This is a genomic window from Amphritea japonica ATCC BAA-1530, assembly GCF_016592435.1.
GTDB classification, from domain to species: Bacteria; Pseudomonadota; Gammaproteobacteria; order Pseudomonadales; family Balneatricaceae; genus Amphritea; species Amphritea japonica.
In genome coordinates, this window is sequence record NZ_AP014545.1 from 1,217,982 (window position 1) to 1,242,690 (window position 24,709).

Sequence of the window (24,709 nt, forward strand, 5' to 3'; positions counted from 1 at the left end):
GTGGTAATGACAGAAGCCTATAACTGGCAGCAACTGGAACGCGCTGCTGATCAGCCGATCTGGATCACTGATGATGAAGCGCTGGCGCAGTATTGCAAAGCCTGGCAGGCATTACCATTGATTGCGCTGGATACTGAGTTCATCCGGGTTGATACTTTCTATCCCGTTCCCGGCTTGATTCAGATCGCCGATGATAAGGCGTGTTATCTGATTGATCCGTTAAAGATCGAAGATTATGAGCCGATGGTGCAATTGTTTCGCGACCCGTCTGTGCTTAAAGTACTGCACGCAGGCAGTGAGGATCTTGAACTATTCCTCTATATGCTGGGTGATCTGCCGACGCCAATTTTTGATACTCAAATTGCAGCGGGCTTTCTCGGCTGGGGCTTTTCTATGGGCTACCAGCGACTTGTAGAACACGCGCTTGATGTTCATTTGGAGAAGGGTGAAACCACGTCGGATTGGTTACAGCGTCCGCTGACTAACTCTCAGGAACACTATGCAGCATTAGATGTTGCTTATCTGCCTGCCCTTTGTCAGCAACAGCAGGCTGAACTGGCAGAGCGGGGGATGGCCAATTGGGCTGCGGAAGAGACAGCTTTGTTGTTGCCGCAAATGCCGGATAGGGACCCGGATGGGGTAACCTATTATCAGCGCTTTAGTCAGGCCTGGAAGTTATCACCGGAAAGAATAGCGGCGTTACGTGATCTGACTGCCTGGCGGGAGCGAATTTGCCGGCAACGGGATACGACTCGTAATAAGGTACTGCGAAACAGTGCTCTGTTGGATATAGTGAATAAGTGGCCTACAACGACTCAGGCATTGTCCCGGGTGGAGGATGTTCGTCATCAACAGGTCAGGCAGGATGGCGAAGTGATTCTTGGCTATCTTAAAACGGCCGCAGAGTCAGCCGCTGCAAAACCACCGGCGCCGATCCAGAGACCCTTGGGTTATCAGTGGAATAAACCCCTGAAGGCGCTAAAAGCGATGGCCCGTGCTAAAGCTGAAGAGCTGAATATAGCGCCGGAAATATTGTTACGAAAGAAAGATCTTGATGCTCTGATTCGGACTGAAAATCAGGGTGAGTTCAGCCTTCCGCCTAGCCTGTCCGGCTGGCGAAAAGAGGTGATTGGTGATGCGTTGTTGGAAAAACTGCAAAGCCTGGAAGTATAAATAGAGACCGTATGAAGAAGATTTGTAGCGTTTACAGAAGTTCTAAAAAAGACGAAATGTACCTGTACGTCGATAAAGCAGAGCAGTTAGCGAGGGTGCCTGACGCGTTGAAAGAGATGTTTGGTGCGCCTGTTCATGTTTTCGATATGCTGCTTACACCTGAGAAGGAACTGTCACGGGTTGAGGCAGCTAAAGTGTTGGAGGATATCCGTGAAAAAGGGTACTTCTTGCAGATGCCGCCGCCTAAAGATGACTATCTGTTGAACCTCCATCAGGATCGTCCAGAAACTGGCGTTCGCTAGTGGCTCATCAGGTTTTTTGGCGCTCTAAGTCGCTGCAGGAGATGTCTTCCGATGAGTGGGAGTCGCTCTGCGATGGCTGCTCTTTGTGTTGTCTTCATAAACTGGAAGATGAAGAGACGAATGAGGTGTATTACACCAGTGTGGTCTGCCATCTGCTGGATATGGATACTCTCTTTTGCACGAAGTATGAAGAGCGTTGTTCACTGGTGCCGCAGTGTGTAAAACTGCGCCCTGAAGATGTGAAAGAGTTTCACTGGTTACCACCGACTTGTGCTTATCGTTTAGTGCATGAAGGGAAGGATCTGTATGATTGGCACCCACTGATGAGCGGACGTCGAGAGTCGGTCAAGGAAGCGGGGGCTTCTGTTTTGAACTGGTTTGAGGTGACTGATGATCAGGTCGAAGAAGATGACTACATCGATTACCTGATTCAGTGAATGATGGAACGCCTTAAAAAAAACCGCTTACCGCGGTTTTTTTATGCCTGGCAGGCCGGATGGAAGCTCTAATTTTTATCATTATCCTGGGCAAAGCTGATATAGCGAGGCACCGATGTTTCAACAAACACCTGGATCATAGCTTTCATCATATCCTGGGTTATTCCTGCATTCGATAGCAGATCTGTTTCCAGGGCAATATCCATATCGTTATCAAGATAGGCCCGTGACAGACGGGTAGTGCGGTTCCACTCATTCATATCTTCGTAATTAAGCTTAAGGCCTGTGGAACCGAAATAGAGGTGTAAGTCGCCATCGTCGTGATTATAGAGCACGTAGATGTTACCTGCGGCTTTAAAGCGAATCTCTCCCTCCTCAATGATCCTCACTGATCCGTATCCTTCATCCCGAAGAACTTGTTTTACCTCGGTGTCAGAAAAGCGTTCTACTATAGTGCTGTCAGCCTGAGCGCTTATGGCGAGGAAGCTTAAGAGTATAGTCGATATCAGTGTATTCAGTGCTTTCATCATTCGTCCTGGATTTAGATGCTTTGTTCCTTGTAGGTCGCGGCATAATAACATGCTGCTGCAAAATAAATGGATGCGCTGAATCAGTGAGTTTTAGAAATAAATGGATTTTTTATGGTATATCTGCCCCTGAACAGGGGCAGAAAATAGTGACAGGGTGTTAGTTTGAGAGATAGCTCATTCGCTGAGCGAAAAGCTCCTGACAGGGCGCTATGATTGCCTTCAGGTCACTTTTCAGACGACTGCCCATGAGGTCGGTTTTCTCTGTTTTAAAATACTCGACGACCATGCGCTCTTCAGAACGGTTATTCGCGGCGATATCTATGCCATCACCGATACAATAAGCATAAACGGGCAGATGATTAGTCACCACTGTATCTATCTGATCAGGATCCAGAAGGAGTTTGCGTGAGGTTAGATAGCGTCGATACTCCTGAGCTGATGCGGCAGCCATTCCCTTTAACTGAGTACTGGTAAATCGTTTGGACTCATCCTGACTGGCTAAGAACTGTTTCATTCGGGTATGGACTTTAGACACTTCTTCGTTAAAGGTATGGGGGGCATAGCGCTCGTTGGTTGTACGATACAGTTCGAGTTCGGCTATTTTGCCTTTCAGGCTGGCGATCTGTTTGCGCATCTCGATGGCTTCATCGAGGAGCTTCACTCGCTCCTGCTTCATGTTGCTGATGACCCGTTGGGTCGGCGAAAGGTTATTCTGGCCGATGCTCGGAGCAAGTTCAGGATCAATTGCAGCGTTGGCAGGGCCGGAATCCGCGGGGCTAACCATCTCTCCGAAACCTTCTACTTTTTTTCTATTTTCTGCTTGCTGGTCACTGATGCCGGTGTAGATGAAATAACCCGTCGCTATGAGAATGATAAGCAGTACTGGTCCACCGATAAGTAGAGCGAGTTTTAGCTTGCTTAGCTGCATTGAGAAAGATGCCTGTCTGGTCAGTTTTTAATAGCTATATATTTGTCTGCCAGCTCAATCATATCAAGCAGTATTCTGCCCGTTTCGGTGAGAATCGCTTCTTGTTCAGGCCTGATGGTTTTACCCTGAGCATCTTTTTCAAGTAGATCATCCAGTTCACTCAGCTCGCTTATTTCGGGTAATTTCTTTGCTGCGCGACGTTGGTTTTCTTGTGTCAGAAGCCATTGTTCTGATGCCTCACGCTCACTTTGAAGTGTTGTTTCATTCAATGAGAGCTCTCGATCCAGTTTATTCTCATTCAGCCGTTCAAGCTGCGAGTTCATAAAGAGGAAGTCGGGATTTTGTTTTGTTCGTTTTGTATAACGTTCAATGAGTTCAGGCAGAATTGAATTAAAGCTGAAGTAGCGACGATGGGGTGTTTCAGCAACCATGTCCCAGGGTAAGGCGCCATCCAGTGAGCTTTCTCCTATCACTTCAGTGTCGTAGAGCGTAGGAAGGTTAACATCGGGTATGACGCCTTTATGTTGGGTGCTTTCACCGGAGATACGATAAAACTTTGCGTGGGTTAGTTTGATCTGACCATGGTGCAGTGGCGACAGCGTTTGTACAGTGCCTTTACCAAAGGTTTGGCCACCGACAATGATCCCTCGTTGATAATCCTGAATCGCACCGGCAAAGATTTCTGATGCTGAAGCACTTAAACGATTGACCAGAACGGCCATTGGCCCACGATAAGCGATTCGAGGATCCGGGTCTCTTAAAACCTGTACCCGATTGCCAGGGTCTCTGATCTGGACTGTCGGGCCCCGATTAATAAACAAACCTACAAGCTCGTTAGCCTCTCGAAGCGAGCCACCACCGTTATCACGAAGATCTATGATTAGCCCATCGATTTCTTCTTTTCTGAGTTCATTAAGCAGCTGAATCGTATCGCGGGTGGTACTTTTATAGTCTCTTTCACCTCTTTGCAGAGCAGCAAAATCAATATAGAAGGCAGGGATGCTGATGACCCCCAGCTTATAGGGTTTGCCCTGGTGATCGAGTTTGATAATGCGGCTTTGGGCAGCTTGCTCTTCCAGTTTGACTTTATTACGCTGAATCTTGATGACTTTGTGCTGTCCCTCTTTGCCATCAGCGGGGATGAGTTCAAGTTTGACGATCGTATCTTTCGGGCCACGGATGAGGGCGACTACTTCATCAAGCCTCCAGCCAACAACGTCCTGAATTTCACCATCTTCACCCTGACCGACACCGACAATCAGATCCGCAGGCTTAAGCTGACCGGCTTTTTCAGCGGGGCCGGCAGGAACCAGTCGGACTACTTTTGTATTCTCATTTTCGCTCTGTAATACCGCCCCGATCCCTTCCAGAGATAGGCTCATATTGATATTGAAGTTTTCGGATCTGCGGGGGGAAAAGTATTGCGTATGAGGGTCAAACTGTTGTGTAAGAGCGTTGGCAAAACTTTGGAAAACATCTTCACTATTGGTTTGCTGGGCTCTGGCTAGTTGGCTTTTATAACGTTTAAGTATGACCTCTTTTGCCTCATCAACGGTCTTATCCGCTAGTTTGAGACTTAACAGCGCGCTTTTCAGACGTTTACGCCAGAACTCGTCCATCTCGGCTTGGTTCGCAGGCCAAAGGCTTTTTTCTCGATCGGTTAACAATGTTTCGTCCAGATCAAAATTGACCTTGAAGTCTGGATCTTCCAATGTGGTAATCAGGGTTTCTAAGCGTTCCTGAGTACGAATCTGATAGCGGTTGAAGATGGTGTACGCTGCGGTCAAATCAGCATTCTTAATTTCGTCATCTATCAATGGGCGGAATTTTTGAAATTCTGTGATATCGGAACGATAAAAATATGCTTTTGTGGGGTCAAGGCTTTCTAAATATTGATCTAGCACTTTGCCCGATAGCTCATCATTCAGTACGATATCGTTGTAGTGATCCTGATTCAGAGAGGTTACGATATCAACGATGGTTTGATTATGAATAGGTTCTGGTTGTAAAACAGAATGCGTTTTCGCATTTGTCGGAAGCGCGATAACCAGGCTCAGCAAAATTGGAGTAGCGAGCAGTTGACGAAGTTTACTTGTGTTTATCAAGCTATATGTTCCTGTTTTACTACAAGGTATAGATTCTGAGACAGACAAATTGACCGCTTGTTCCCTTTGCTCAGATCTTCTGAGTGTAGTCTTGTCGTGAGCTGATGTAAAATCAACAGCTTATCTCTATTTTAATATTCAGAGCAGGTATTGCCAGCGTGATTAAACGAGTTTTTGGTATGGCGGTTTTAGCGACGATTGTCGCTATTTCAAGTGGTTGTGGTGAAAGTGAAGAGGAAAAACGGTTTCATCAGGAGTTAATTGAGAAAGCGCTGAATGACGATACTAAAAAAGCAGGCGACCGCTTCCTGGCTGAAAATGCAGAACGCGAGGGCGTTGTGATTACTGCGTCTGGGCTTCAGTATGAGGTATTGCAGGCTGCAACGGGTGATAGTCCGCGGATACAGGACGATGTCAGGGTTAACTACAGTAGCTGGAAAATCAACGGCGAAGCGTTTGAGAGCTCGGAAGCTCAGGAAGTGAAACCCATTTTCCCGGTGCGGAGTGTCATTAAAGGCTGGCGAGAAGCGCTTCTGAAAATGGCGCCGGGCTCAAAATGGAAGCTTTATCTGCCATCTGAGCTTGCCTATGGTGCGCGGAGTCCGGCAGAATCAATTCCAGCAAACTCCACTCTGATTTTTGAAATTGAGTTGTTAGAAGTTTTGCCTCACGAAAAGGCTGACCAATGATGCAAAAAGACCCGTTTAATCAACAGTTATTTGAATTCCTGGCGGATGCGCCTACACCCTTTCATGCGGTATATGAGATGCGGGGATGGTTGCAGCAAGCGGGTTATATTGAGCTCGAAGAGCAAAATGCCTGGAGTGTTCATCCGGGGGGACGTTATTTTATCGTGCGTAATGAGTCCTCAATCATTGCCTGGAATATGCCTGCGAACTCTGATCTGATCGATTCCGGTATGCGTATGGTTGGTGCTCATACCGATAGCCCCTGCCTGAAAGTGAAACCTAATCCTGAAACAGTACGTCAGGGGTGTTTGCGGTTGGGTGTTGAGGTATACGGGGGAGCGTTGTTGAACCCTTGGTTTGACCGTGATCTGTCGTTGGCTGGTCGCGTCAGTTATGTGGGAACAGAGGGTAATGTTAAAAGTGAATTGGTTGATTTTTCAAGGCCAATTGCGATTATCCCAAGTTTGGCTATTCACCTTGATCGTGAAGCCAATAAAGATCGAACTGTGAATCCGCAAAACGATTTGCCACCGATTCTGGCGCAATTACATGGAGATGGTAAAGCAGAGCTTCGCCAGTTATTGAAGAAAGAGCTGGCAGCGATCGATATCGACGATGTTGATGAAGTATTGGATTATGAGCTGTTTTTCTATGATGTTCAGAAGCCATCTTATATAGGTCTGGATAACGAATTCTTTGCCTCAGCCCGCCTGGATAATTTATTAAGTTGCTTTATTGGTTTACAGGCCCTGCTTGATTCAGATACAGATCAGGGCGCATTGCTGGTCTGTAACGATCACGAAGAGGTCGGCAGTATGAGTGCTGCCGGTGCGCAGGGACCGATGCTGAAGCAGTTACTGGAACGTTTGTTACCTGATTCAGAATCCCGTAATCGAATGATTGCTAACTCGATGATGGTATCAGTTGATAATGCTCACGCGGTACACCCAAACTTTACCGATAAGCACGATGGTAATCATGGCCCTCGGATGAACAGCGGAGCGGTGATCAAAATTAACGCCAATCAGCGTTATGCCTCAAACAGTGAAACCTCAGCGCTATTTCGTCATATTGCTCAGCAGGAAGGGGTAACGCTCCAGTCTTTCGTGGTAAGAAGTGATATGGCTTGCGGTAGCACTATAGGGCCTATTACTGCTGCTGAAATTGGGGTTAAAACAATTGATATAGGTGTACCACAGTTGGCGATGCACTCTATCCGTGAGCTGGCAGGCAGTGATGATCCGGTGAATCTGGCAAAAGTCTTAAGTCGATTTTATCAGCAGGCCAGTGTTTGATAGATCATTTCTATCTAACCTGATCTCAGGGCCTTAAATCAGGACTGGTGAAAGCCAGTCATTTGCTCAAGAATACGCATAAATTAGCTAGTGCCTCTTTTGGCTCCATCCAAGCTATTTCAGACTACTTTAATTGAGACATGAATCTATGTTGAATGACACAACGACCCGCTTAAATAAATATATCAGTGAAAGCGGTATCTGTTCCCGGAGGGATGCGGATCGCTTTATTGAGCAGGGGAATGTGTACGTCAATGGCAAACGTGCGTCCGTTGGTGACAGAGTCTCACCTGGGGATCTGGTCAAGGTTAACGGCCAGGCGATTGATCCGGAAGAGGCGGAAGACTTTATATTTATCGCCCTGAATAAGCCGGTTGGTGTGGTTAGCACTACTGAAGGTAGCGAACGTAATAACATTGTTGATTTTGTAAACCACAGTACCCGTATATTTCCGATTGGTCGTCTGGATAAAGATTCTCAGGGATTAATTTTTCTGACGAATAATGGTGATCTGGTAAATAAGATACTGCGTGCAGGTAACAAGCATGAAAAAGAGTATCTGGTGACGGTTAATAAACCGATAACCGATGAGTTTATTTCCGGCATGATGGCCGGAGTGCCAATGCTAGGGGTGATTACTAAGAAATGTAAAATCGTTAAAGATTCGTCAAAGGTATTCAGGATTACTTTGATTCAGGGTCTGAATCGCCAGATTCGTCGAATGTGCGAGCATTTTAATTATGAGGTTACAAAGCTGGACCGGGTTCGCATTATGAATGTAGACCTTAAAGGTTTACCAGTTGGCGAGTGGCGTGATTTGAACGAAACCGAGATGGCTGAGATACTAAAAGCCGCGGCAGGGTCCTCTTCGGAAGCGCCTACAGGTAAGAAAAAACGAAAAAACCACCTCGTAGCCAGCAGAAAGCTAAAGGAAGTAACAATCAAAGAGATAAGCCGAAGCCAGGCGATAGTCCTCGCGGGCGATCTGCTCGCCCCCCCAGAAAAGCTCGCCGACGTTAAGGATCACTTGTTCTAGCTGATCATAGGCGCCTTCAGGTGTTTAAGGATCGAGAAAATTGATCACAGTAGTCATTTGATTTACGTGGTAAGATCCTCTGCTTTTTAATCGAATGAGATTCGCAAATGTCAGATAAGTTTTTCTTTAAAGGTCGGCAGGATGCTCGTCAAAGTCATATTGGAAGTGGTTATGCGACTAAGGCAAGTCATAAAGCGGGCAGCAAGAAATTTCCGCTGACGTTGGTGGTTACTGATGAAACGCGACAAAAAGAAGTCGAAAAAATGGTTGCTGAGGCGGGGCTGTACGCTGAGATTAGCATTGATACAAATGAATCCGCGGTTGAGTCAATCGTTGAACTCGAGGCTTTGTTAAATAAAGGCTCGACGGTTACTTTGGAAAAGACGCCTGCTCGAAATGATCCTTGTAGCTGCGGTAGTGGGAAAAAATACAAGAAGTGTTGTGGTTAAGGTCTCACTATTGAAATAGCTCTGCTATTAAGCGGATATAAAAAATGTTGATAGAAGGGTTTGAAAGTGGTGAATGAAGGTTCAGCTGCCATTGTCTTGTGTAATCCAAAAAGCCCCTCAAATGTTGGTGCTGTGATGCGGGCAGCGGGTTGTTACAGTGCGACCGCAATCTATTATACAGGCACAAGATTTGAACATGCGGCTAAGTATCATCTGGATACCAAAAACGTAAATCAAAAAATACCTTTACGGGCTGTTGAATCTGTTTCTGAGCTTGCTGATGAACACCAAAAACTGGTTTGCGTAGAATTGGCAGAAGGTGCAATACCGTTGCCAGAGTTTTCTCATCCTGAAAATGCGCTATATATTTTTGGCCCGGAAGACGGCTCTATTGATCAATCGATTGTGAACGTCGCAGACTCTGTTGTATATGTCCCTACGATCGGTTGTATGAACCTGGCGGCTTCGGTCAATGTGTTGCTTTATGACCGAATGGCCAAACAAATCGATACTATTGACCACAGCGAACGTGTCAAAAAAAGTCGTGATGTTAATAATCGGCTGGTATTTAAGGGATCTGCTCGCGTATAAATGAGCCCAGGTTCAGAATATTAGTGAAACGAGTGACGACTAAAGGCTGGTTGATGCACTGATTAAACTAAGTGCGACATCATGTATTTGTATCGAGCTGACTGCTGGTATCCCAGATGACATCGCATTCTTTCTTAGCGGCGGCCTTGAGTAGCTGAATTATAGGAAAAGCCTGGCTGGTAAGCGTGACCTGAGGTTCATCGTCATTTGTAATACCAGACACCTCTGTAGCAGGCTGGTGTTTATTCGCTGCAACTTTTGTTTCTAATTGAGCCAGCGCCTTAGGGATGTCTTTGGCCAGTATTGCGCCAGGGATCCCGTCACCCTTTCCCATCAGTCTGAGTATCTTGATCGCAGTGTCGGCAAGCATTGTTATGTTTGCGCTGGCAGGGCATGAAAACGTAATAAGCATTTTTAACTCCTTAAGTTGTTCCTTTAATGCTCAGCAGAAAACCGTTGAAGATGTGAGAATTATTCATTGTAAAAATTACTGAGCTGCTGAAAGAAAGCCTTTGTCTCGCTCGTCGTCGGGCTTACTCATTGGATTCAGTTCAGGATTAAGCGGTGGTATTTCAAGCGTTGTCTTGAGGGCGGGTTTAATTGTTTCTGAATTTGAAGGGTTGATCACACCACTTGGAACCTGATTATCTTCAAAATCCTGGTCGATACATTTCTTGTAGGTATTAGGATTAACTCTGAGTGTGTCACCATTATCCAACAGAAGGTGCAAAGAATTAACGCCATTAAGGCTTTCCTGCCGTAACACTATTCCCTGGAGACAGGAATTATCAGGCTGCTCGTCTGAGGGTTCCATTCGATAACCAACCAGAGCACTATTTTTATACCCCGTAAACGCTTTGAATAGTGCTTCACCTATAGCAAACCATCGGGCTATTTCCAGGGGGGGTATCGTGAATTCTGCGGGTCTGTGTGCAATGTTATTGCTTGTATTCCGAAGGCTGGAAAGCCAATAGGCAAAAATATTGGGTAGTTCCAGGTCGGTATATTTTCTTGCACAGGTATAGAGGAGTTCGATTGCCGGGGGATGCATATTCTCTTTCAGGTGAGAGTAGACTTCATCACTTCGCTGGCTGAGCCACCATTTCAATGATGTTTCAATTGATGTTGTGAGCATCAGAACAGCAGACTGAAAGGAGCCTTCAATAAAACTGTCCCAGGCAAGGCTATATAAATTGAGATGGGGTTGTGCGCCTGCCTGGCGTTTAAGCTGCTCACCAATGCTTTTGATATCCTCCGTGTCTAACAGAATTTGTTTGCGTTCAAATAAGGCGGGCATGGGGATGATGATGCCTTTTTCATAGGCTTGTCTGGCTTGCTTATCAAGGTGCTCGCCGAGAGGAAGGAATTGGGCTCTTTCTGCTTCTGAAAATTCCCAGTGAACGATAGGCAAACTATGCGAAGCATCAAAAAAAATTTTTTCAAAGCTAAGCGACTGTAATCGGATCCCTTTTGATGTTCGACGGATGCTGCTATCAACATTAATTACAGCGGCTTTAATTTGGGCCAGTATGCGTCTGATTGAGTGCTGAATATCAGGGGATAAACTTTGCCAATTTGGGATATGAGATGGATTGTTGAAAGTTAAGGCACGAATCAGATTTTGTTGTTCGGTATTATTAAGTTCGATTTCTGTTGATATGGTGATGCCTGTCGGCTGGAACGAGACGCTATGCATACCCCAGCTTAAAGAGGGATGTGAATGGCTGTTAGAAAGTAACAGCTGATTAGTGTATCTGATACGTACACTAATTTTACTCATCTATAGATACCCTAGGCCGACTTAAAATTTAAAAAATGATGACAGATGATAAACCTGGAGGCTTTCATCGTTGGCAACATTTACCAAACTTAGCGTGCTATAGGATAAATAGCATACCTGTTGGATAAGCCCAAAGGAAGTGTAGGGGTATTAATATTGGGTGTTGTCATTTTTCATATGAATAAATGGCGGAAGTAGATTTGCTATTTATAAAGAAGGTTTTCTGAATTAAATTGGTTGTGAATAAGTCAAATGAGTTTTCTGTAGTAGCTCTGATAATCGCCTTTCGAGAGTTCCAGAGGTTCACCCCGTATGTGTGTCATGACGGCCTTGATAGTCAGTCTTTCTGCAAGACAGTCCTCAGAGGGATTACTATAGAGCAAGGTATTTGTTAGCGGTTTTCTGCCTATTAATTGATGCTTGAAGGTGATTGTCGGGACTTTTTACAACAACAGGGGTTTCACCTGACCCAGAGAGTATCTATGCTAAGTATCTTAAGGGTGATTGCTTCAAGAGCGGTGGTTTTGAAAACAATATATACAAGAGTCCGGGCAATCTGTCTTCTATTAATACTCTGGAGCAATGGTTTATATGCGGAGGGTATCAAAGTAGCGGTTTCATCAAATTTCACTGCTGCTGCTAAAGAGCTCGTGCAGCTATTTGAGGTTCAGCACGGTATTGAAGTTTCCCTGAGCTTTGGCTCAACCGGCAAGCTCTTTGCGCAGATTCACTACGGAGCGCCCTTTGACCTTTTTCTGGCCGCTGATGCCGAAAGACCAGCGAAGCTGGTTGCACTCGGCGATGCTATTAAAGATACTCAGTTTACCTACGCGATTGGCAAAATTGCTTTGTATAGTAAGTCTACTTCATTAGCGGGCCTGTCAATTGATCAGCTCAGAGCATTGTTAAGTAATGGTCTGGTAGCAATGGCAAACCCGAAGACGGCTCCCTATGGAGTAGCAGCGCAACAGGCGTTGGATAAAATGGGTGTATCGGAATCGCCTAATAGCAAACGGATATATGGTGAAAATATCGCCCAGACTTATCAATTTATTGAAACAGGAAATGTAAAACTGGGCTTTGTTTCTTTGTCACAGATGATAGTGAATCCGCGTAATGTCTATTGGCTGGTGCCTCTGGAATACTATCAACCTTTGAAACAGGATGCAGTACTGCTAAAGAGCGGGGCTGATAACCCAGAGGCGAAACAGTTCTTACATTTTCTTAACACCCCGCAAGCACGGTCCGTTATGCAAAAGCATGGGTATGGAGTGTGATATTGTTGTATGGAGTCGTACGGCAGGAGCGAAGGAGACTAGTCAATGCTTGATGCGATTCTTCTGACCCTGAAACTGGCCTCAGTGACGACGGTGATATTATTGTTGCTGGGAATTCCTCTGGCATGGTGGTTATCCAGATCAGGTTCCTGGTGGAGTGAAGTGGTTGCAACACTGGTCGCGCTGCCATTAGTTTTGCCTCCGACGGTGTTAGGTTTTTACTTACTTATTTTGTTGAGCCCCACCAGTGCGCCGGGTCAGATGATTGAGTCACTTATCGGATTTCGCTTGCCTTTTACCTTTGCCGGGCTAGTGGTTGGATCAGTAGTGTATTCTATGCCTTTTGTCGTGCAACCGATCCGTAACGCCTTCGATGCTATGGGAGAGCGACCGATGGAAGTTGCTGCGACCCTGCGAGCATCTCCGCTAAATGCCTTTTTCAATGTAGCGATTCCGCTGGCCAGCTCAGGTATTCTTACAGGGACCGTTCTTGGGTTTGCACACACAGTGGGTGAGTTTGGTGTGGTGTTGATGATTGGCGGAAACATCCCCGGTGAAACCCAGGTACTCTCGATCGCCATCTATGACTATGTTGAGACAATGAATTGGGAGATGGCTCACTTACTATCTCTGATGATGTTGGTGTTTTCCTTTCTGGTGATTCTAATTATGAACCTGTCAGAGAAGAAGCTGAGGAAAAGGCTGGCATGAGCCTCTATTGCAGATTTAAAGGCAGTTTAGGTCAGTTTGAGCTGGATGCAGACATTGAATTACCAGAGAGTGGTGTGTCGGTACTATTCGGGCCCTCAGGCTGTGGTAAAACCTCTCTGTTACGTTGTCTGGCGGGGCTTAGTCGCCTGGAAGGGCAGTTTGATATCAATGGGGAAAGCTGGCAGAACGATAAGCATTTCTTGCCGGTGCATAAGCGGCCTGTAGGCTATGTATTTCAGGAAGCGTCGCTGTTTCCCCATCTGAGTGTGCGGGCTAATTTGTTATTCGGTCATAAGCGGGTGAAAAGATCCCAGAAGGCGAATGGCTATATCTCTTTCGATCGGCTGGTCGAGTTACTATCACTCGGTCCACTACTCGAGCGTTCAGTGGTAAGGCTGTCGGGAGGTGAGCGTCAGCGTATCGCGATTGCCCGGGCGTTGCTAACAAATCCTCGTCTGCTTTTGATGGATGAACCTCTGTCAGCTTTGGATAGCCATAATAAAGCTGAAATCATTTGCTATCTTGAGCGACTGCAGCGTGAACTGACAATTCCCATAATCTATGTCACTCACTCCCATGAAGAGGTGTCTCGACTGGCGGATTATGTTGTTGTGATGGAAGCCGGCAGAACGGTTGCTGCAGGGGAGGTAAATGCGATATTTTCCCGACTTGATCTGCCGATTCAACATGATGAGATTGCTGGCTCTGTTCTCAACGGCGTGATTGCTGAGGCCGACCATCAGTGGGGGTTAGTGAGAATAGGTGTATCTGGCGAGTCAATCTGGTGTCGGGATACAGGGCTACAGTCAGGAGACCATGTCAGAGTAAGGGTTCTGGCTCGGGATGTCAGTATTGCGCTGAATCCGCTGGTTGGCAGTAGTATTCTTAATTGTTTGCAAGCGCAGATAACAGAGATAAAAGATGATGTTGCTCACTCGATAGCGTTGGTTCGGATAAAAATCAGCGACTCTCAAGGAGAACAATATATTGTTGCCAGACTCAGTCGCCGGTCCATCTCCCAGTTAGATCTACAGGTTGGGAAAAAAATCTGGGCGCAGATTAAATCTGTAGCGGTGATGTGATTCTTTCGATTTCATAAGAGATGAAGTTGCTAGATTATAGATTAAGGTATCTGCCGGGAGGGCACTCCCGGCGATAAATACTTAAGTTATTGCGGTGTGATACCCCGGATGGTTTCAGATCTGCGTCGCAGGTATTCCACTGTGGTAAGCAGTAATATCGACATACAGACTAACAAAGTTGCCACAGCCAGAATGGTTGGGCTAATCTGCTCGCGAATACCAGCCCACATTTGCATCGGCACCGTTCTTTGTTCAGCGCCGGCAATGAATAGTGCAACCACTACCTCATCAACAGATGTCATCAAAGCAAACAAGCCTCCGGAAATAACACCGGTCATAATCAGTGGAACCGTAATTTTAAAGAAAGCATAAGTGGGCGTTGCCCCTAAGCTGGTGGCTGCTCTGACCAGGTTGTGGTCAAAGCCGCTCAGAGTTGCTGTCACAGTAATCACTACAAAGGGTGTGCCTAAGGCGGTATGCGCCAGAATCAAACCTAAGTAGCTTTGTGAGACTCCCAGGGATGAATAGAAAAAGAACATCCCTGCTGCTGATATGATCAGCGGAACAATCATCGGGGAGATCAATAACCCCATGATCAGACCTTTGAATGGCAGTTCTGAACGACTCAGCCCTAGGGCCGCCAGCGTACCTAAAATCATCGACAGAATGGTTGAACAAATAGCGACAATAAAGGTGTTCTGGATCGCATTCATCCAGCGGTCGCTGGTAAAAAATTCCTTATACCAGCGCATTGAGTAGGCATCAGGTTCAAATGCCAACATCCCTTCTGTAAAACTAAAATAGGGCTCAATATTAAACGACAAAGGAATAATAATAAGCAGAGGCGAAATCAGAAAAATAAACACTAACCCACAAAAGGCACGAAAAGCGTAGTACCAGAATGTTTCCAAGGGCCCTGCATAAGATGGAAGTGCCATGGTGTTACCTCAACGTCATCTGATTGTTATTGCCTACAATACGGCTATAAAGCGCGTATATACCCATTACAAGCACTAAGAGTATGACGCCAAGTGCGGCGGCCAGACCCCAGTTAAGTGAGCCCTGCATATGATAGGCGATCATATTGCCGATAAACTGACCTGTCTGGCCACCAACCAGCGCCGGTGTAATGTAGTAGCCGATTGCCAGTATAAACACCAAAATTGCGCCTGCAGATATACCGGGCACTGATTGGGGTAGGTAAACGCGGAAAAAGGCGGTGAAGGGTGTAGCTCCTAATGAGCGCGCCGCTCGCATATAGCTGGGCGGAATGGTTTTCATAACGGAGTAAAGCGGGAGGATCATAAATGGCAGCAATATATGTGTCATTGTGATCACTGTACCTGTGGCGTTGTAGATCATACTGAGACGACTGTCATCGTTGACTAATCCAAACCACACTAATATGTCATTGATGACACCTTGTCCCTGGAGCAGTGCTATCCATGATGAGGTTCTAACCAATAAGGATGTCCAGAAGGGGAGTAGTACAAGAATCATAAGAGTGTTAGCTGTTCTCATCGGTAGTGAAGCCAGCAGATAGGAAACAGGGTAGCCCAGCAGTAATGTTAACAGGGTTATCAATACTGACATCCAGATTGTACGCCAGAGCATTTTGAAATAGACCCGTTCCTTCTCGGGCAGCATTTTGATTTCGCCGTCAGGTGTTGTTTCCATATCAAAAGCGGCAATGTAGTACGACGCTGTCAGGCTTTTTGATTCCCGTTTAATGATTTTCCAGGTATCAATGTCGGCCCAGCCAGCTTTGATTTTTATAACTTTGTCTTTATAGGGAGGCTTCAGCCGGCCTGCCTTTCGTGCGGTACCTGTTATCAGGCTGCGCATCTTACTTCGTTCATAATTTAGTCGGGTTGCTGCTTTACCAATGGTATGGTTTTTACGGCCTTCAGCAAGATCCGTTACTAATGCGGCAAAGGTTGCTTCATCCGGTATATCCTTGCCATCCCAGTCCGCCAAAGCAGCAGAGGTGTTTGGCATGTACTCAAGCACCTGTGGATTATCAACCGAGCGGTATAGCATCGATACGATAGGGGCTACAAAAGTTACCATAATGAAAATAAGCAGTGGAGCGACCAGAAACAGTGCCCGGAATTTCTTGCGGCGCAGAGAGCGATGCATATCTGCGGTTAAGCGTTTTTGTTCTTCCGGGGTTAACTGGCCTTCGGCCTCAACAGTATTTGTCATCATGAGGAATACAAACCCTTTTATAAAGATGAATTAAAGAGCGGCTGTAATAGCAATAACCGCCTGCAGTGTGAGCCATCATCCAAACTCAGACCAAAAACTGAATTCTGACCGACTGATCTATTAGCCGGCATTGTCATCAGTATTAAGAACTTACAAAGTTGTAGGGCTCCCTGAGGAGCCCTACTATTTACTTTCTTATTGTACTAACCAAGCGTTAAAGCGTTGACGGAGCTCATCGCCATTATCAGCCCAGAATTCCGCATCCTTTTTAATAGGCGTCTGGAAGTTAACTGGGGTCGTTGGCATGTGAGGTGCCATTTTTACACCGGTTTCTTTATGCGTATCTACTAGAGGGGCAGAAGACTTACGGGCAGGGCCGTAGGAAATATACTTAGTCTGATCTGCAAGGCGTTGGGTGTCAGTGGCAAAGCGAAGATAGTCCATAGCGGCTTCTTTATGAGGCGCGCCTTTAGGAATGATATAACCGTCAAGCTCGTAGAGCTGACCGTCCCAAATGATGGTGAACGGCTGATTTTCAACTACCTGAGCGTTAAATATACGGCCATTATAAGCCGACGCAATAGCGACTTCTTCATCAGCCAGTAGCTGTGGTGGTTGTGCACCGGCTTCCCACCAGATAATCTGATCTTTGATGGTATCCAGTTTTGCAAAAGCACGCTCTACACCCTCGGGCGTGTCAAGAACGTTGTAAACCTCGTCATAAGGTACACCGTCAGCTGCGAGTGCCCATTCCAGGTTAGCATCAGGCTTTTTCTCCAGAGCCCGTTTGCCCGGGAATTTTTTAATGTCAAAGACGTCGGCAATCGTACTGGGTTTCTCACCGGGGAATGCTTTGTCGTTGAATGAAAACAGGGTGGCATACACAATGGTTGGTACGTAGCAGCCAGAGAGCGACCCCTCAACAAAGTCATCCATTACTGGTGTGCCGTCTGCACCTGGATTCAGGTCTTTTTCATAATCCAGTTCTTGAGCAATGCCCTCGTCACAGGCCAGGATTGCATCACCTTCGAGTATATCGAGAACATCCCAGGTTACATTTCCCGCTTCTACCTGTGCCCGAAGACCTGCCAGGCCGTTACCTGATTTATCTTCATCAACGATTTTGATACCTGTTTTAGCAGTGAAAGGGTCACTGTAGGCCAGGCGTTGAGACTTAGTATATGCTCCACCCCAGGATACGACTGTCAGCGGCTCTGCAGCGGTTGCGGCAGAAACACAGACCGCAGCACCCAGTGCTATGACAGACGATAGTTTGGAAAATTTCTTCATTTGATATTTCCTCTCAGGCTTTGTGACATAGCGCTTTCTTCACATAAAACGCTGTTTTTTTGTGCCCATCAGACAGCGATGGATCATTTTATATACTCAACTTAGAGCTTGTCAGGCTGGATCAAGCGCACGGCAGTCGTTGGAAGACCAGCCGATAGGGGTTATTCCCCCAACTTCCAATCCCTTGTTATCAGTGGAATTGGGAACCTTTACGATGAAGTCGTCATGTCCGCAAACATTCATGCGCACGCGTTTATGATCTCCAAGATAGATTACTTCCTCAACTTTGCCATTGAAAACGTTGTCACACTGCCCCTGTACCGGTTCAAGAAAAACTCGTTCAGGACGAAGTGACAGCGTGCTTTCCTTATCAATGCCGGCGGTATTGATATCCAGAGCGGTGACTTCCTCCCCGGTAGGTAAGCGGATAGTACAGAGGCCATCTTGAGTCGATTGCAGGGTGCCAGACAGTTTGTTGTTTTCACCAATGAACTGGGCAACAAAAGAGTTGATTGGTTTCTCGTAGAGCTCAGTAGGCGGCGCAAGTTGTTGAATGACTCCGTCATTAAAGACGGCGATGCGGTTTGACATTGTTAATGCTTCAGACTGATCGTGGGTCACGTAAACGACGGTAACCCCCAGACGTTCGTGAATATGCTTGATCTCGTACTGCATCTGTTCACGTAGATTTTTGTCGAGAGCACCCAGAGGTTCGTCCATGAGAATAAGCTCTGGCTCAAATACCAATGCCCGGGCTACTGCAACACGTTGTTGCTGGCCTCCGGATAGCTGAGCAGGGCGACGGTCTCCAAAGTTACCTAATTCGACCATATCGAGGGCTCTTTTTACCCGTTCTTCGATATCAGATTTGCCCATATTACGAACCTGAAGAGGAAAAGCGAGATTTTCAGCAACCGTCATATGGGGAAACAATGCATAATTCTGGAAAACCATTCCGATACCCCGCTTGTGGGGCGCTACATTGTTGATAGAGTGGCCATCGAGGTAGATGTTTCCGTGGGTAGCTGTTTCAAACCCTGCCAGCATCATCAGCGAAGTAGTTTTTCCTGAGCCAGAAGGCCCAAGCATCGTCAAGAATTCTCCACGGGGTATATCAATGTTCAAATCCTTAACCACAAGGAGTTTCCCATCGTAGCTTTTCTGAACACCCTCAAACCGTACAAAAGCCTCACTGGAAGCTGAATTTTCCATCTGTTTTTATGCTCCGCTACAATCTGTTATTTGTTGTCTGCAAATTTAAAATTGGTAGTTAGATACAATTTTTTATTCTTTTATTACCCTACGATATTCCATGCCAAGAGTGCAAACATAACCTTTGTAAAGATGTAATTAAGTAATAATGTACTGTTTCATGCCTTTTGATGTTCCGTTTTCTCTATCATTATTGCCTATTTGCGACATTCAACTATTTGCTTTTGACGCTTCTGTAATAGTAAAGGTGGATAATGTTCTATTTGTATCCAGTGTTTCACGTAATCAATATCGGTTTATTACGTCTGCTTTTTCCTTAAAATCGGCATACTTATTAACTTGTTTTTTTGCTCTGAATAGGAGATCAGAGTATGACGCAGGTTTGTCGTCTGGAGCTTTGATACAACAAAGTGATACTTTCAGGTAGAAAGTTTTGGTTGATGAACTAGGTGGAGAGAGGACTCCCCAGAAGTTGACCTGAGTCTCTGGCGCGACAGGGTTCAGAATAGGCTGTCTTGGTATTTTTAAGTTACATTTAATCTTCAATATGACGTGAAACCTTAATCAGAATGCTGACTGCGTTTTAGTTGTATTAAATGTCTTGTTAACCACAGCAATATCTCAAAGACTGCCTTAATAAACATATAAATGGCTAGCTCAAGACTCCTGTTGTATGACTTTGTATTCCTTAGTCACCTGCACATAATGAATCTAAGCATAGTCTACTCTAAGGTGAATGCACCAAATGTGATCTCTGCCGGTAAGAGGGTTCGCTATAGGATCATTTTAGTAATAGCGATAAAACGGCAGGACTCAGGTCTGGTCGCGGGCAGAGTACGCCGCATTTGGGAGTGTTATTTTTGTGGTGATAGGTGTCTGAGAACTGGTTTGGACTCAGGATCTGTTTTGTAAATCACTATCAGTGCAGGTCGGGAAAACTGATCGGATCAACAAACTACCAGAAAAGGCGTGTGAGTGGCTAGTTCGAGAGGAGTCTGCAGGGGCTATCATCAAAGAGCAGGGGCCCAAGTAATAGCCGGCGTAGATGCGAGCCTTCATAAAATAGCTTTATGAAGGCTCGAAGATCGGGCATGAGGGTAATCAGCGTTTGTACTTGCCAGACCCTTTTCCCCTACCGCCTTTACGTCCTTTAGGCTTTGGGGAGCTATGGTTATCGTCTTTGAATGCTAATTCAAACTCAATTTTACGTTGGTCCATATCAACACGCACAACTCGGATTTTAATCTTATCGCCAATACTGAATGTCGCTTTGGTGCGTTCACCGACTAAGCGCTGTTGAGCGGCATCAAACTGGTAATAATCGTTATTCAGAGCGGTAACATGTACCAGGCCTTCTACTTGTGTGTCATCCAGTTCAATGAACAGGCCGAAGTTGGTTACGCTGCTAATAACACCGCCGAAGATATCCCCGACATGTTCTTGCATGTACTCACATTTGAGCCAGGCTTCAACATCCCATCCAGCTTTATCAGCGCGACGTGATACCTGCGAACAATGCTCTGCCAGGTTTTTCATTTTTGCCAGATCATAGGGGTAGCTTTTGCCTGCTTCCAGAGGCTGAGCTGTCTTTATTCTGTGTACTGGGTCAGATCCAACACCAGTGACTTTCTTCAGTGCTCGGCGAAGCACACTGCCACTTTCGCTTTGGCGAATAATAGAGCGGATCGCCCGGTGAACAAGCAGATCGGGGTAGCGGCGTATTGGGGAGGTGAAATGTGCATACGCGGGGTAGGCTAAACCAAAGTGCCCCTGATTGTCAGAGCTGTATTCGGCCTGACTCAGTGATCGCAGCATCATTGTACGAATGATTTGTGCATCATTACGCTCGCCGATACTACGTAGTAAACGGTCATAATGTGCCGGTGTTGGTTTATCTCCACCAGCCAGGTTAAGACCTCGTTCACTGAGGAATTCGCGCAGGTTAGTCAGTTTCTTTTCTACCGGCCCTTCATGAATACGGTAGAGTGCTGGCAGTTCCAGTTTTTCGAGAAACTGAGCAGTAGCAACGTTAGCGCAAAGCATGAACTCTTCGATCATCTTATGGGCGTCGTTACGCTCCACAGGAACGATCTGATCAATCTTTCGATCTTCGGTAAATTTAAACTGCACTTCCTGCTTTTCAAAGTCGATCGAACCACGTTTCGTACGAGCTTTTCTCAGCGTAGCATAGAGCTGGTGTAGCGCGTGAAGGTGTGGAACCACATCAGCATGCTTGCGGGCAACCGTTTTACCAAGGTCGGTTTCTGCAGCGGAAACCAGCGCACCGACCTGAGTATAGGTCAGGCGTGCATGGGAATGAATGACGGCTTCGGAGAACTTATAGCTGGTCATTTTACCGGCTTTGTTGATCGCCATCTCACAAACCATGACAAGTCTGTCGACATGGGGATTCAATGAGCATAAACCATTAGATAAGGCTTCCGGCAGCATCGGTACTACATGGCCAGGGAAGTAGACAGAGGTACCTCGTTCTGCCGCTTCCTCATCCAGAGCGCTTCCCGGTACGACATAGTGTGATACATCGGCTATCGCAACCGATAAGCGCCAGCCCCCGGACTTACGCTTTTCACAATAGACTGCATCATCAAAATCACGGGCATCTTCACCATCGATAGTGACGAAAGGGCGGTCTCGCAGGTCTGCCCGGTGTTGCTTATCTGATTCACTGACTTCATCACCCATCGCTTCTGCCGCTTTGAGTGCGTCCTGGGGCCACTTATGAGGGATGTCGTGGTTACGAATGGCAACGTCGATCTCCATGCCTGGGGCCATTGAGTCACCCAGCAGTTCGACGACCTTGCCTTCAGCATTAAAACGATTACAAGGGTATTCGGTTATCTCAACGGAGACATACTGTCCCGGCTGCGCGCCTTTTAGCTGATCATCGGGAATATCAATTTCATTACGAATCCGACTGTTTTCTGATTGTAGGAAGTATTCACCGTCTTCAACTTTTAAGCGGCCAACCATCAGGGTCATATTCTGTTCAAGGACTTTGACTATCTGACCTTCCTGGCGGCCACGGCGATCAACACCGCTGATACGTACTTGTACGCGGTCTCCATGAAAGGCTTTGAGCATCTGACTGTTGTGTAGGTATAGGTCATCACCTTCGCCGTCCTGAGCCAGAAAGCCAAAGCCGTCAGGGTGTCCAATAACGCGGCCTTGAATCAGGTCTTCTTCTCGCAGCAGGCTATAGCCTTTGCGTGGATCGAAATTAAGTTGTCCGTCGCGTTCCATCGCGCGGAGACGGCGTCTCAGGGCTTCTTTCTCTTCGCTTTCGAAAAGCTGTAATGTTTTTCCCAGCTGTTCTCTGTTTAATGTTTTACCGGGTTCATCAAACAGCCCCATGATGTATTCACGACCGGGAATAGGGTTACTGTATTTTTCAAAATCTGCAGCATTTATTGCTGCTTTGGTATTGTTACTCATTCTTTTCTCAAATAAACAACCTCAGACTTTACCCGGTGGTTTAAAGAACTCATTGTGCATGGGCCTGGAAACGATGGGGAATACTGTGGTCGGTATCACTCATTATGTTGAGTGAATCAATTGGGTTGATGTTCAGAACAGCTAATATGAGCTGAGCTTCTTGCTAAAATCTGAACACCAATAAAATCATGCTGAGATTTTTCATATGTTATCTCATGCATGTGACATAAATATTTACACTGCCGCGGGTGCTGAAAAACAATTTTTGCGGCATATCTCCTGCGAGTTAGCTTCTAAACCAGGCCATTTACCAAGCCTGTAATTCAGCAGGAATAAAACGTATTCAGGCAAGATAAGTTGTGTCAGTGCCTGATTTTTTCTGCTCGGTTAAAGTTGACTGTTTCGTTTAACTGAATCGAAATAGCCTGAAGTAACAGACAGCTATAACGCTGGAGAACCGAACAGCAGAAAGAAATATCTTTGTAGCGAAAAATAAGACTGGAATTTAAAACAGAGGGACGAGAATACTAAGCGTAATACAACGACAGCAAATGGTTAAAAAATAGACTTTTTCTAAGCTAAGGCCACTATATAGTGTTAGCGTGTTTTGTCAATGTTTCGGTGTGGTTGCTTTGTACTCATATAACATTGATTGTAAGTTCTTATGAAGGAGGCTCTATTGAGAGAGCAAATGATGAAGACTGTGGTATTGATACATTCTGTGAATGCTCTGGTTCTCCTCCCATCGCGCATTTACACATTCTATTTTTGAGTATTCTTAGTCTTAGGGGGATGCCTGAATACTCCTATTCCTAACAAAGCTACTAGCGAAAGCGTGCGTTGATCGTGTGACGTACGCAAAGGGATATGGTTCATGGAGATAACTAGGCTGTGAGGTTATATAGCTAATTGGCTTTGATTGCGTCCATTCTGCTTAGCTTCATAGAGCGCTGAATCAGCAGCACGAAGCAAACCGCCGATATCGGTGTGATTGTTTTTAGCTAATACTGCGCTTCCCGCACTGATCGTTATAATGCCGACAGGTGAGTGTTTATGCGGTATGGCCAGCCCTGCAACCGAAGCGCATATTTCTTCGGCCAAGTGTTGCGCAGTGAAACCATCGGTGTCCGGTAAAATAAGTAAAAACTCCTCGCCTCCATAACGTGCAACCAGGTCACCTGGCCGATGAATTTTTTGAAGGAGGGTTTTGGCTACTGTTTTCAGGCATTCATCCCCCGCTTGATGTCCAAGATGGTCATTGTATTTTTTGAAAAAATCGACGTCCAGCATAACCAATGCTAACGGCCTTGCATGTCGTATCGCTCTTGCCCACTCCTTGTTCAAGGTGAAGTCCATGTTACGTCGATTAGCCAGGCCTGTTAGCTGATCTGTATTTGATTCTTCTTTTAGTTTGAATTGAGCTTCTTCGGTAAAGCTCAGTAAAGCAAAGACACCGCTAATTACACTAAAAACAGGCCAGATAACTTGTGAAGAGATGATGGTGGCGCTGAAGAGTTCAGGTGAAAGCTCTAGTAACGCTGACCGAGCAGCGAGGCCTGCAGCCATAAAAAAGCAGGCGTAAGCCAGAACTATATCCGATGGGTTTCTGTGTTTTTTTACGTTGATGAAAAGGTAGCCAATAATACAAAATGCTAAAGGCACAAATAGAGCGCTAACGTGTAACGCGCCATTAAAATTAGCCACGTAGGTAAAGTAGCCTAAGGCCAGGCTGTTAATGACAAACATAGCGGTTACTAGTGTAAGTGGTAATGAGTACTCGCAGCGTTTGTAACTAAAAATAACTAACCCCCAAATAAATACTGAAGACAATATGGCGGATACTATTTTTAATACAATGCCGATCTCAAATACATATAAAAACCAACTCAGAAAATTTGCAGTAAAGGCAATCGTAAAGAAGAGGATGGACTTCTGCTTACCTTCAGGGTCCTTGATTCTTGCCCCTGAAAACGCCAACACCAGGTTTATTAATGCAACAGTAAAGAAATAGGCCTGCTCAGCTGTCATTTATATTCTCTTTCAGAGTAACGCTTCGATACGATTGGCAATAGTGTTGTCGAATAGTGTCTGTGTGCTTAATTCTGTATGGCTGGGGTTGTGTTGATCGCGTATAAACCTGTCTAAAAGGGCGCGAGGCTGG

22 protein-coding genes are annotated in these 24,709 nt (G+C 45.9%); 11 read left to right on the forward strand and 11 right to left on the reverse strand.

Translation table 11 applies throughout. The features are described from left to right. Positions 1–6 precede the first annotated feature (6 nt). Genes rnd through AMJAP_RS05610 form a run of 3 tightly spaced genes read left to right on the forward strand, consistent with a single transcriptional unit; the run spans position 7 to position 1,912 of the window. A complete protein-coding gene (rnd, locus tag AMJAP_RS05600; RefSeq protein ID WP_019622093.1) occupies positions 7–1,173 on the forward strand; it encodes a ribonuclease D in 1,167 nt (388 codons plus the stop codon). A gap of 11 nt (positions 1,174–1,184) precedes the next feature. After that, entirely contained in the window at positions 1,185–1,475 is a 291-nt protein-coding gene (locus tag AMJAP_RS05605; protein WP_026340148.1) for a YcgL domain-containing protein, read from the forward strand. Further along, the gene (locus AMJAP_RS05610; protein ID WP_019622095.1) at positions 1,475–1,912 is read left to right on the forward strand and encodes a YcgN family cysteine cluster protein; all 438 of its coding nucleotides are present in this window, start codon (positions 1,475–1,477) and stop codon (positions 1,910–1,912) included. Before AMJAP_RS05605 ends, AMJAP_RS05610 begins: the two co-directional genes overlap by 1 nt. A gap of 68 nt (positions 1,913–1,980) precedes the next feature. On the opposite strand, the gene AMJAP_RS05615 is transcribed toward AMJAP_RS05610, so the two are convergent. From AMJAP_RS05615 to AMJAP_RS05625, 3 genes are all read right to left on the reverse strand, one after another. Next, a complete protein-coding gene (locus AMJAP_RS05615) occupies positions 1,981–2,442 on the reverse strand; it encodes a YbjN domain-containing protein (protein ID WP_156815210.1) in 462 nt (153 codons plus the stop codon). 157 nt (positions 2,443–2,599) lie between these two features. Continuing rightward, positions 2,600–3,370 (reverse strand): hypothetical protein, encoded by a 771-nt coding sequence (locus AMJAP_RS05620; RefSeq protein ID WP_019622097.1) that lies wholly within the window; start codon positions 3,368–3,370, stop codon positions 2,600–2,602. Between the two features lie 20 nt (positions 3,371–3,390). After that, positions 3,391–5,475, reverse strand: a complete 2,085-nt coding sequence (locus AMJAP_RS05625; protein ID WP_019622098.1) for a carboxy terminal-processing peptidase — start codon at positions 5,473–5,475, stop codon at positions 3,391–3,393. A 158-nt stretch (positions 5,476–5,633) separates the two neighbouring features. On the opposite strand from AMJAP_RS05625, the gene AMJAP_RS05630 reads away from it, so the two are divergent. From AMJAP_RS05630 to AMJAP_RS05650, 5 genes are all read left to right on the forward strand, one after another. Further along, positions 5,634–6,164, forward strand: coding sequence for an FKBP-type peptidyl-prolyl cis-trans isomerase (locus AMJAP_RS05630; RefSeq protein WP_019622099.1), 531 nt, complete (start codon positions 5,634–5,636; stop codon positions 6,162–6,164). Next, positions 6,164–7,459, forward strand: a complete 1,296-nt coding sequence (locus AMJAP_RS05635) for a M18 family aminopeptidase (protein WP_026340149.1) — start codon at positions 6,164–6,166, stop codon at positions 7,457–7,459. The genes AMJAP_RS05630 and AMJAP_RS05635 overlap by 1 nt, the downstream gene beginning before the upstream one ends. A gap of 148 nt (positions 7,460–7,607) precedes the next feature. Then, entirely contained in the window at positions 7,608–8,495 is an 888-nt protein-coding gene (gene rluF / locus AMJAP_RS05640; RefSeq protein WP_201356413.1) for a 23S rRNA pseudouridine(2604) synthase RluF, read from the forward strand. Between the two features lie 107 nt (positions 8,496–8,602). Next, the gene (locus AMJAP_RS05645; protein WP_019622102.1) at positions 8,603–8,944 is read left to right on the forward strand and encodes a PBPRA1643 family SWIM/SEC-C metal-binding motif protein; all 342 of its coding nucleotides are present in this window, start codon (positions 8,603–8,605) and stop codon (positions 8,942–8,944) included. A 69-nt stretch (positions 8,945–9,013) separates the two neighbouring features. Continuing rightward, positions 9,014–9,535 (forward strand): RNA methyltransferase, encoded by a 522-nt coding sequence (locus AMJAP_RS05650; protein WP_026340150.1) that lies wholly within the window; start codon positions 9,014–9,016, stop codon positions 9,533–9,535. A 79-nt stretch (positions 9,536–9,614) separates the two neighbouring features. Here AMJAP_RS05650 and AMJAP_RS05655 read toward each other — a convergent pair whose 3' ends face one another. Then, positions 9,615–9,947, reverse strand: coding sequence for a DUF1840 domain-containing protein (locus AMJAP_RS05655; protein ID WP_019622104.1), 333 nt, complete (start codon positions 9,945–9,947; stop codon positions 9,615–9,617). A 75-nt stretch (positions 9,948–10,022) separates the two neighbouring features. Continuing rightward, positions 10,023–11,315, reverse strand: a complete 1,293-nt coding sequence (locus AMJAP_RS05660; protein ID WP_019622105.1) for a hypothetical protein — start codon at positions 11,313–11,315, stop codon at positions 10,023–10,025. 524 nt (positions 11,316–11,839) lie between these two features. Between AMJAP_RS05660 and modA the strand changes: the two genes are divergently transcribed. Genes modA through modC form a run of 3 tightly spaced genes read left to right on the forward strand, consistent with a single transcriptional unit; the run spans position 11,840 to position 14,385 of the window. Beyond that, positions 11,840–12,592, forward strand: coding sequence for a molybdate ABC transporter substrate-binding protein (gene modA, locus AMJAP_RS05665; protein WP_026340151.1), 753 nt, complete (start codon positions 11,840–11,842; stop codon positions 12,590–12,592). Between the two features lie 45 nt (positions 12,593–12,637). Continuing rightward, the gene (modB, locus tag AMJAP_RS05670; RefSeq protein WP_019622107.1) at positions 12,638–13,303 is read left to right on the forward strand and encodes a molybdate ABC transporter permease subunit; all 666 of its coding nucleotides are present in this window, start codon (positions 12,638–12,640) and stop codon (positions 13,301–13,303) included. Then, complete coding sequence (gene modC, locus AMJAP_RS05675) at positions 13,300–14,385, forward strand: molybdenum ABC transporter ATP-binding protein (protein WP_019622108.1); 1,086 nt, start codon at positions 13,300–13,302, stop codon at positions 14,383–14,385. Before modB ends, modC begins: the two co-directional genes overlap by 4 nt. 86 nt (positions 14,386–14,471) lie before the next feature. Here modC and AMJAP_RS05680 read toward each other — a convergent pair whose 3' ends face one another. The 6 genes from AMJAP_RS05680 to AMJAP_RS05705 all read right to left on the reverse strand — a co-directional run bounded on the left by AMJAP_RS05680 (position 14,472) and on the right by AMJAP_RS05705 (position 24,576). Further along, positions 14,472–15,323, reverse strand: a complete 852-nt coding sequence (locus AMJAP_RS05680; protein ID WP_019622109.1) for an ABC transporter permease — start codon at positions 15,321–15,323, stop codon at positions 14,472–14,474. Between the two features lie 4 nt (positions 15,324–15,327). Beyond that, positions 15,328–16,593 (reverse strand): ABC transporter permease, encoded by a 1,266-nt coding sequence (locus tag AMJAP_RS05685; protein ID WP_019622110.1) that lies wholly within the window; start codon positions 16,591–16,593, stop codon positions 15,328–15,330. A gap of 195 nt (positions 16,594–16,788) precedes the next feature. After that, a complete protein-coding gene (locus AMJAP_RS05690) occupies positions 16,789–17,883 on the reverse strand; it encodes an ABC transporter substrate-binding protein (protein ID WP_019622111.1) in 1,095 nt (364 codons plus the stop codon). Positions 17,884–17,994: 111 nt separating this feature from the next. Then, the gene (locus AMJAP_RS05695) at positions 17,995–19,095 is read right to left on the reverse strand and encodes an ABC transporter ATP-binding protein (RefSeq protein WP_019622112.1); all 1,101 of its coding nucleotides are present in this window, start codon (positions 19,093–19,095) and stop codon (positions 17,995–17,997) included. Between the two features lie 1,101 nt (positions 19,096–20,196). Next, on the reverse strand, positions 20,197–22,548 hold the full coding sequence (gene rnr / locus AMJAP_RS05700) for a ribonuclease R (RefSeq protein WP_019622114.1): 2,352 nt from the start codon (positions 22,546–22,548) through the stop codon (positions 20,197–20,199). Positions 22,549–23,445: 897 nt separating this feature from the next. Beyond that, entirely contained in the window at positions 23,446–24,576 is a 1,131-nt protein-coding gene (locus tag AMJAP_RS05705) for a diguanylate cyclase (RefSeq protein WP_019622115.1), read from the reverse strand. Between the last annotated feature and the right edge of the window lie 133 nt (positions 24,577–24,709).

Excerpts from the sequence above, each read along its gene's own strand:
- AMJAP_RS05680 (WP_019622109.1), bottom strand. The coding sequence starts at position 15,323 with ATGGCACTTCCATCTTATGCAGGGCCCTTGGAAACATTCTGGTACTAC.
- AMJAP_RS05635 (WP_026340149.1), top strand. The coding sequence starts at position 6,164 with ATGCAAAAAGACCCGTTTAATCAACAGTTATTTGAATTCCTGGCGGAT.
- AMJAP_RS05645 (WP_019622102.1), top strand. The coding sequence starts at position 8,603 with ATGTCAGATAAGTTTTTCTTTAAAGGTCGGCAGGATGCTCGTCAAAGT.
- modB (WP_019622107.1), top strand. The coding sequence starts at position 12,638 with ATGCTTGATGCGATTCTTCTGACCCTGAAACTGGCCTCAGTGACGACG.
- AMJAP_RS05690 (WP_019622111.1), bottom strand. The coding sequence starts at position 17,883 with ATGAAGAAATTTTCCAAACTATCGTCTGTCATAGCACTGGGTGCTGCG.
- modC (WP_019622108.1), top strand. The coding sequence starts at position 13,300 with ATGAGCCTCTATTGCAGATTTAAAGGCAGTTTAGGTCAGTTTGAGCTG.
- rnr (WP_019622114.1), bottom strand. The coding sequence starts at position 22,548 with ATGAGTAACAATACCAAAGCAGCAATAAATGCTGCAGATTTTGAAAAA.
- AMJAP_RS05615 (WP_156815210.1), bottom strand. The coding sequence starts at position 2,442 with ATGATGAAAGCACTGAATACACTGATATCGACTATACTCTTAAGCTTC.
- AMJAP_RS05685 (WP_019622110.1), bottom strand. The coding sequence starts at position 16,593 with ATGATGACAAATACTGTTGAGGCCGAAGGCCAGTTAACCCCGGAAGAA.
- AMJAP_RS05660 (WP_019622105.1), bottom strand. The coding sequence starts at position 11,315 with ATGAGTAAAATTAGTGTACGTATCAGATACACTAATCAGCTGTTACTT.
- AMJAP_RS05705 (WP_019622115.1), bottom strand. The coding sequence starts at position 24,576 with ATGACAGCTGAGCAGGCCTATTTCTTTACTGTTGCATTAATAAACCTG.
- AMJAP_RS05655 (WP_019622104.1), bottom strand. The coding sequence starts at position 9,947 with ATGCTTATTACGTTTTCATGCCCTGCCAGCGCAAACATAACAATGCTT.
- AMJAP_RS05695 (WP_019622112.1), bottom strand. The coding sequence starts at position 19,095 with ATGGAAAATTCAGCTTCCAGTGAGGCTTTTGTACGGTTTGAGGGTGTT.
- AMJAP_RS05620 (WP_019622097.1), bottom strand. The coding sequence starts at position 3,370 with ATGCAGCTAAGCAAGCTAAAACTCGCTCTACTTATCGGTGGACCAGTA.
- AMJAP_RS05605 (WP_026340148.1), top strand. The coding sequence starts at position 1,185 with ATGAAGAAGATTTGTAGCGTTTACAGAAGTTCTAAAAAAGACGAAATG.
- rluF (WP_201356413.1), top strand. The coding sequence starts at position 7,608 with ATGTTGAATGACACAACGACCCGCTTAAATAAATATATCAGTGAAAGC.
- rnd (WP_019622093.1), top strand. The coding sequence starts at position 7 with ATGACAGAAGCCTATAACTGGCAGCAACTGGAACGCGCTGCTGATCAG.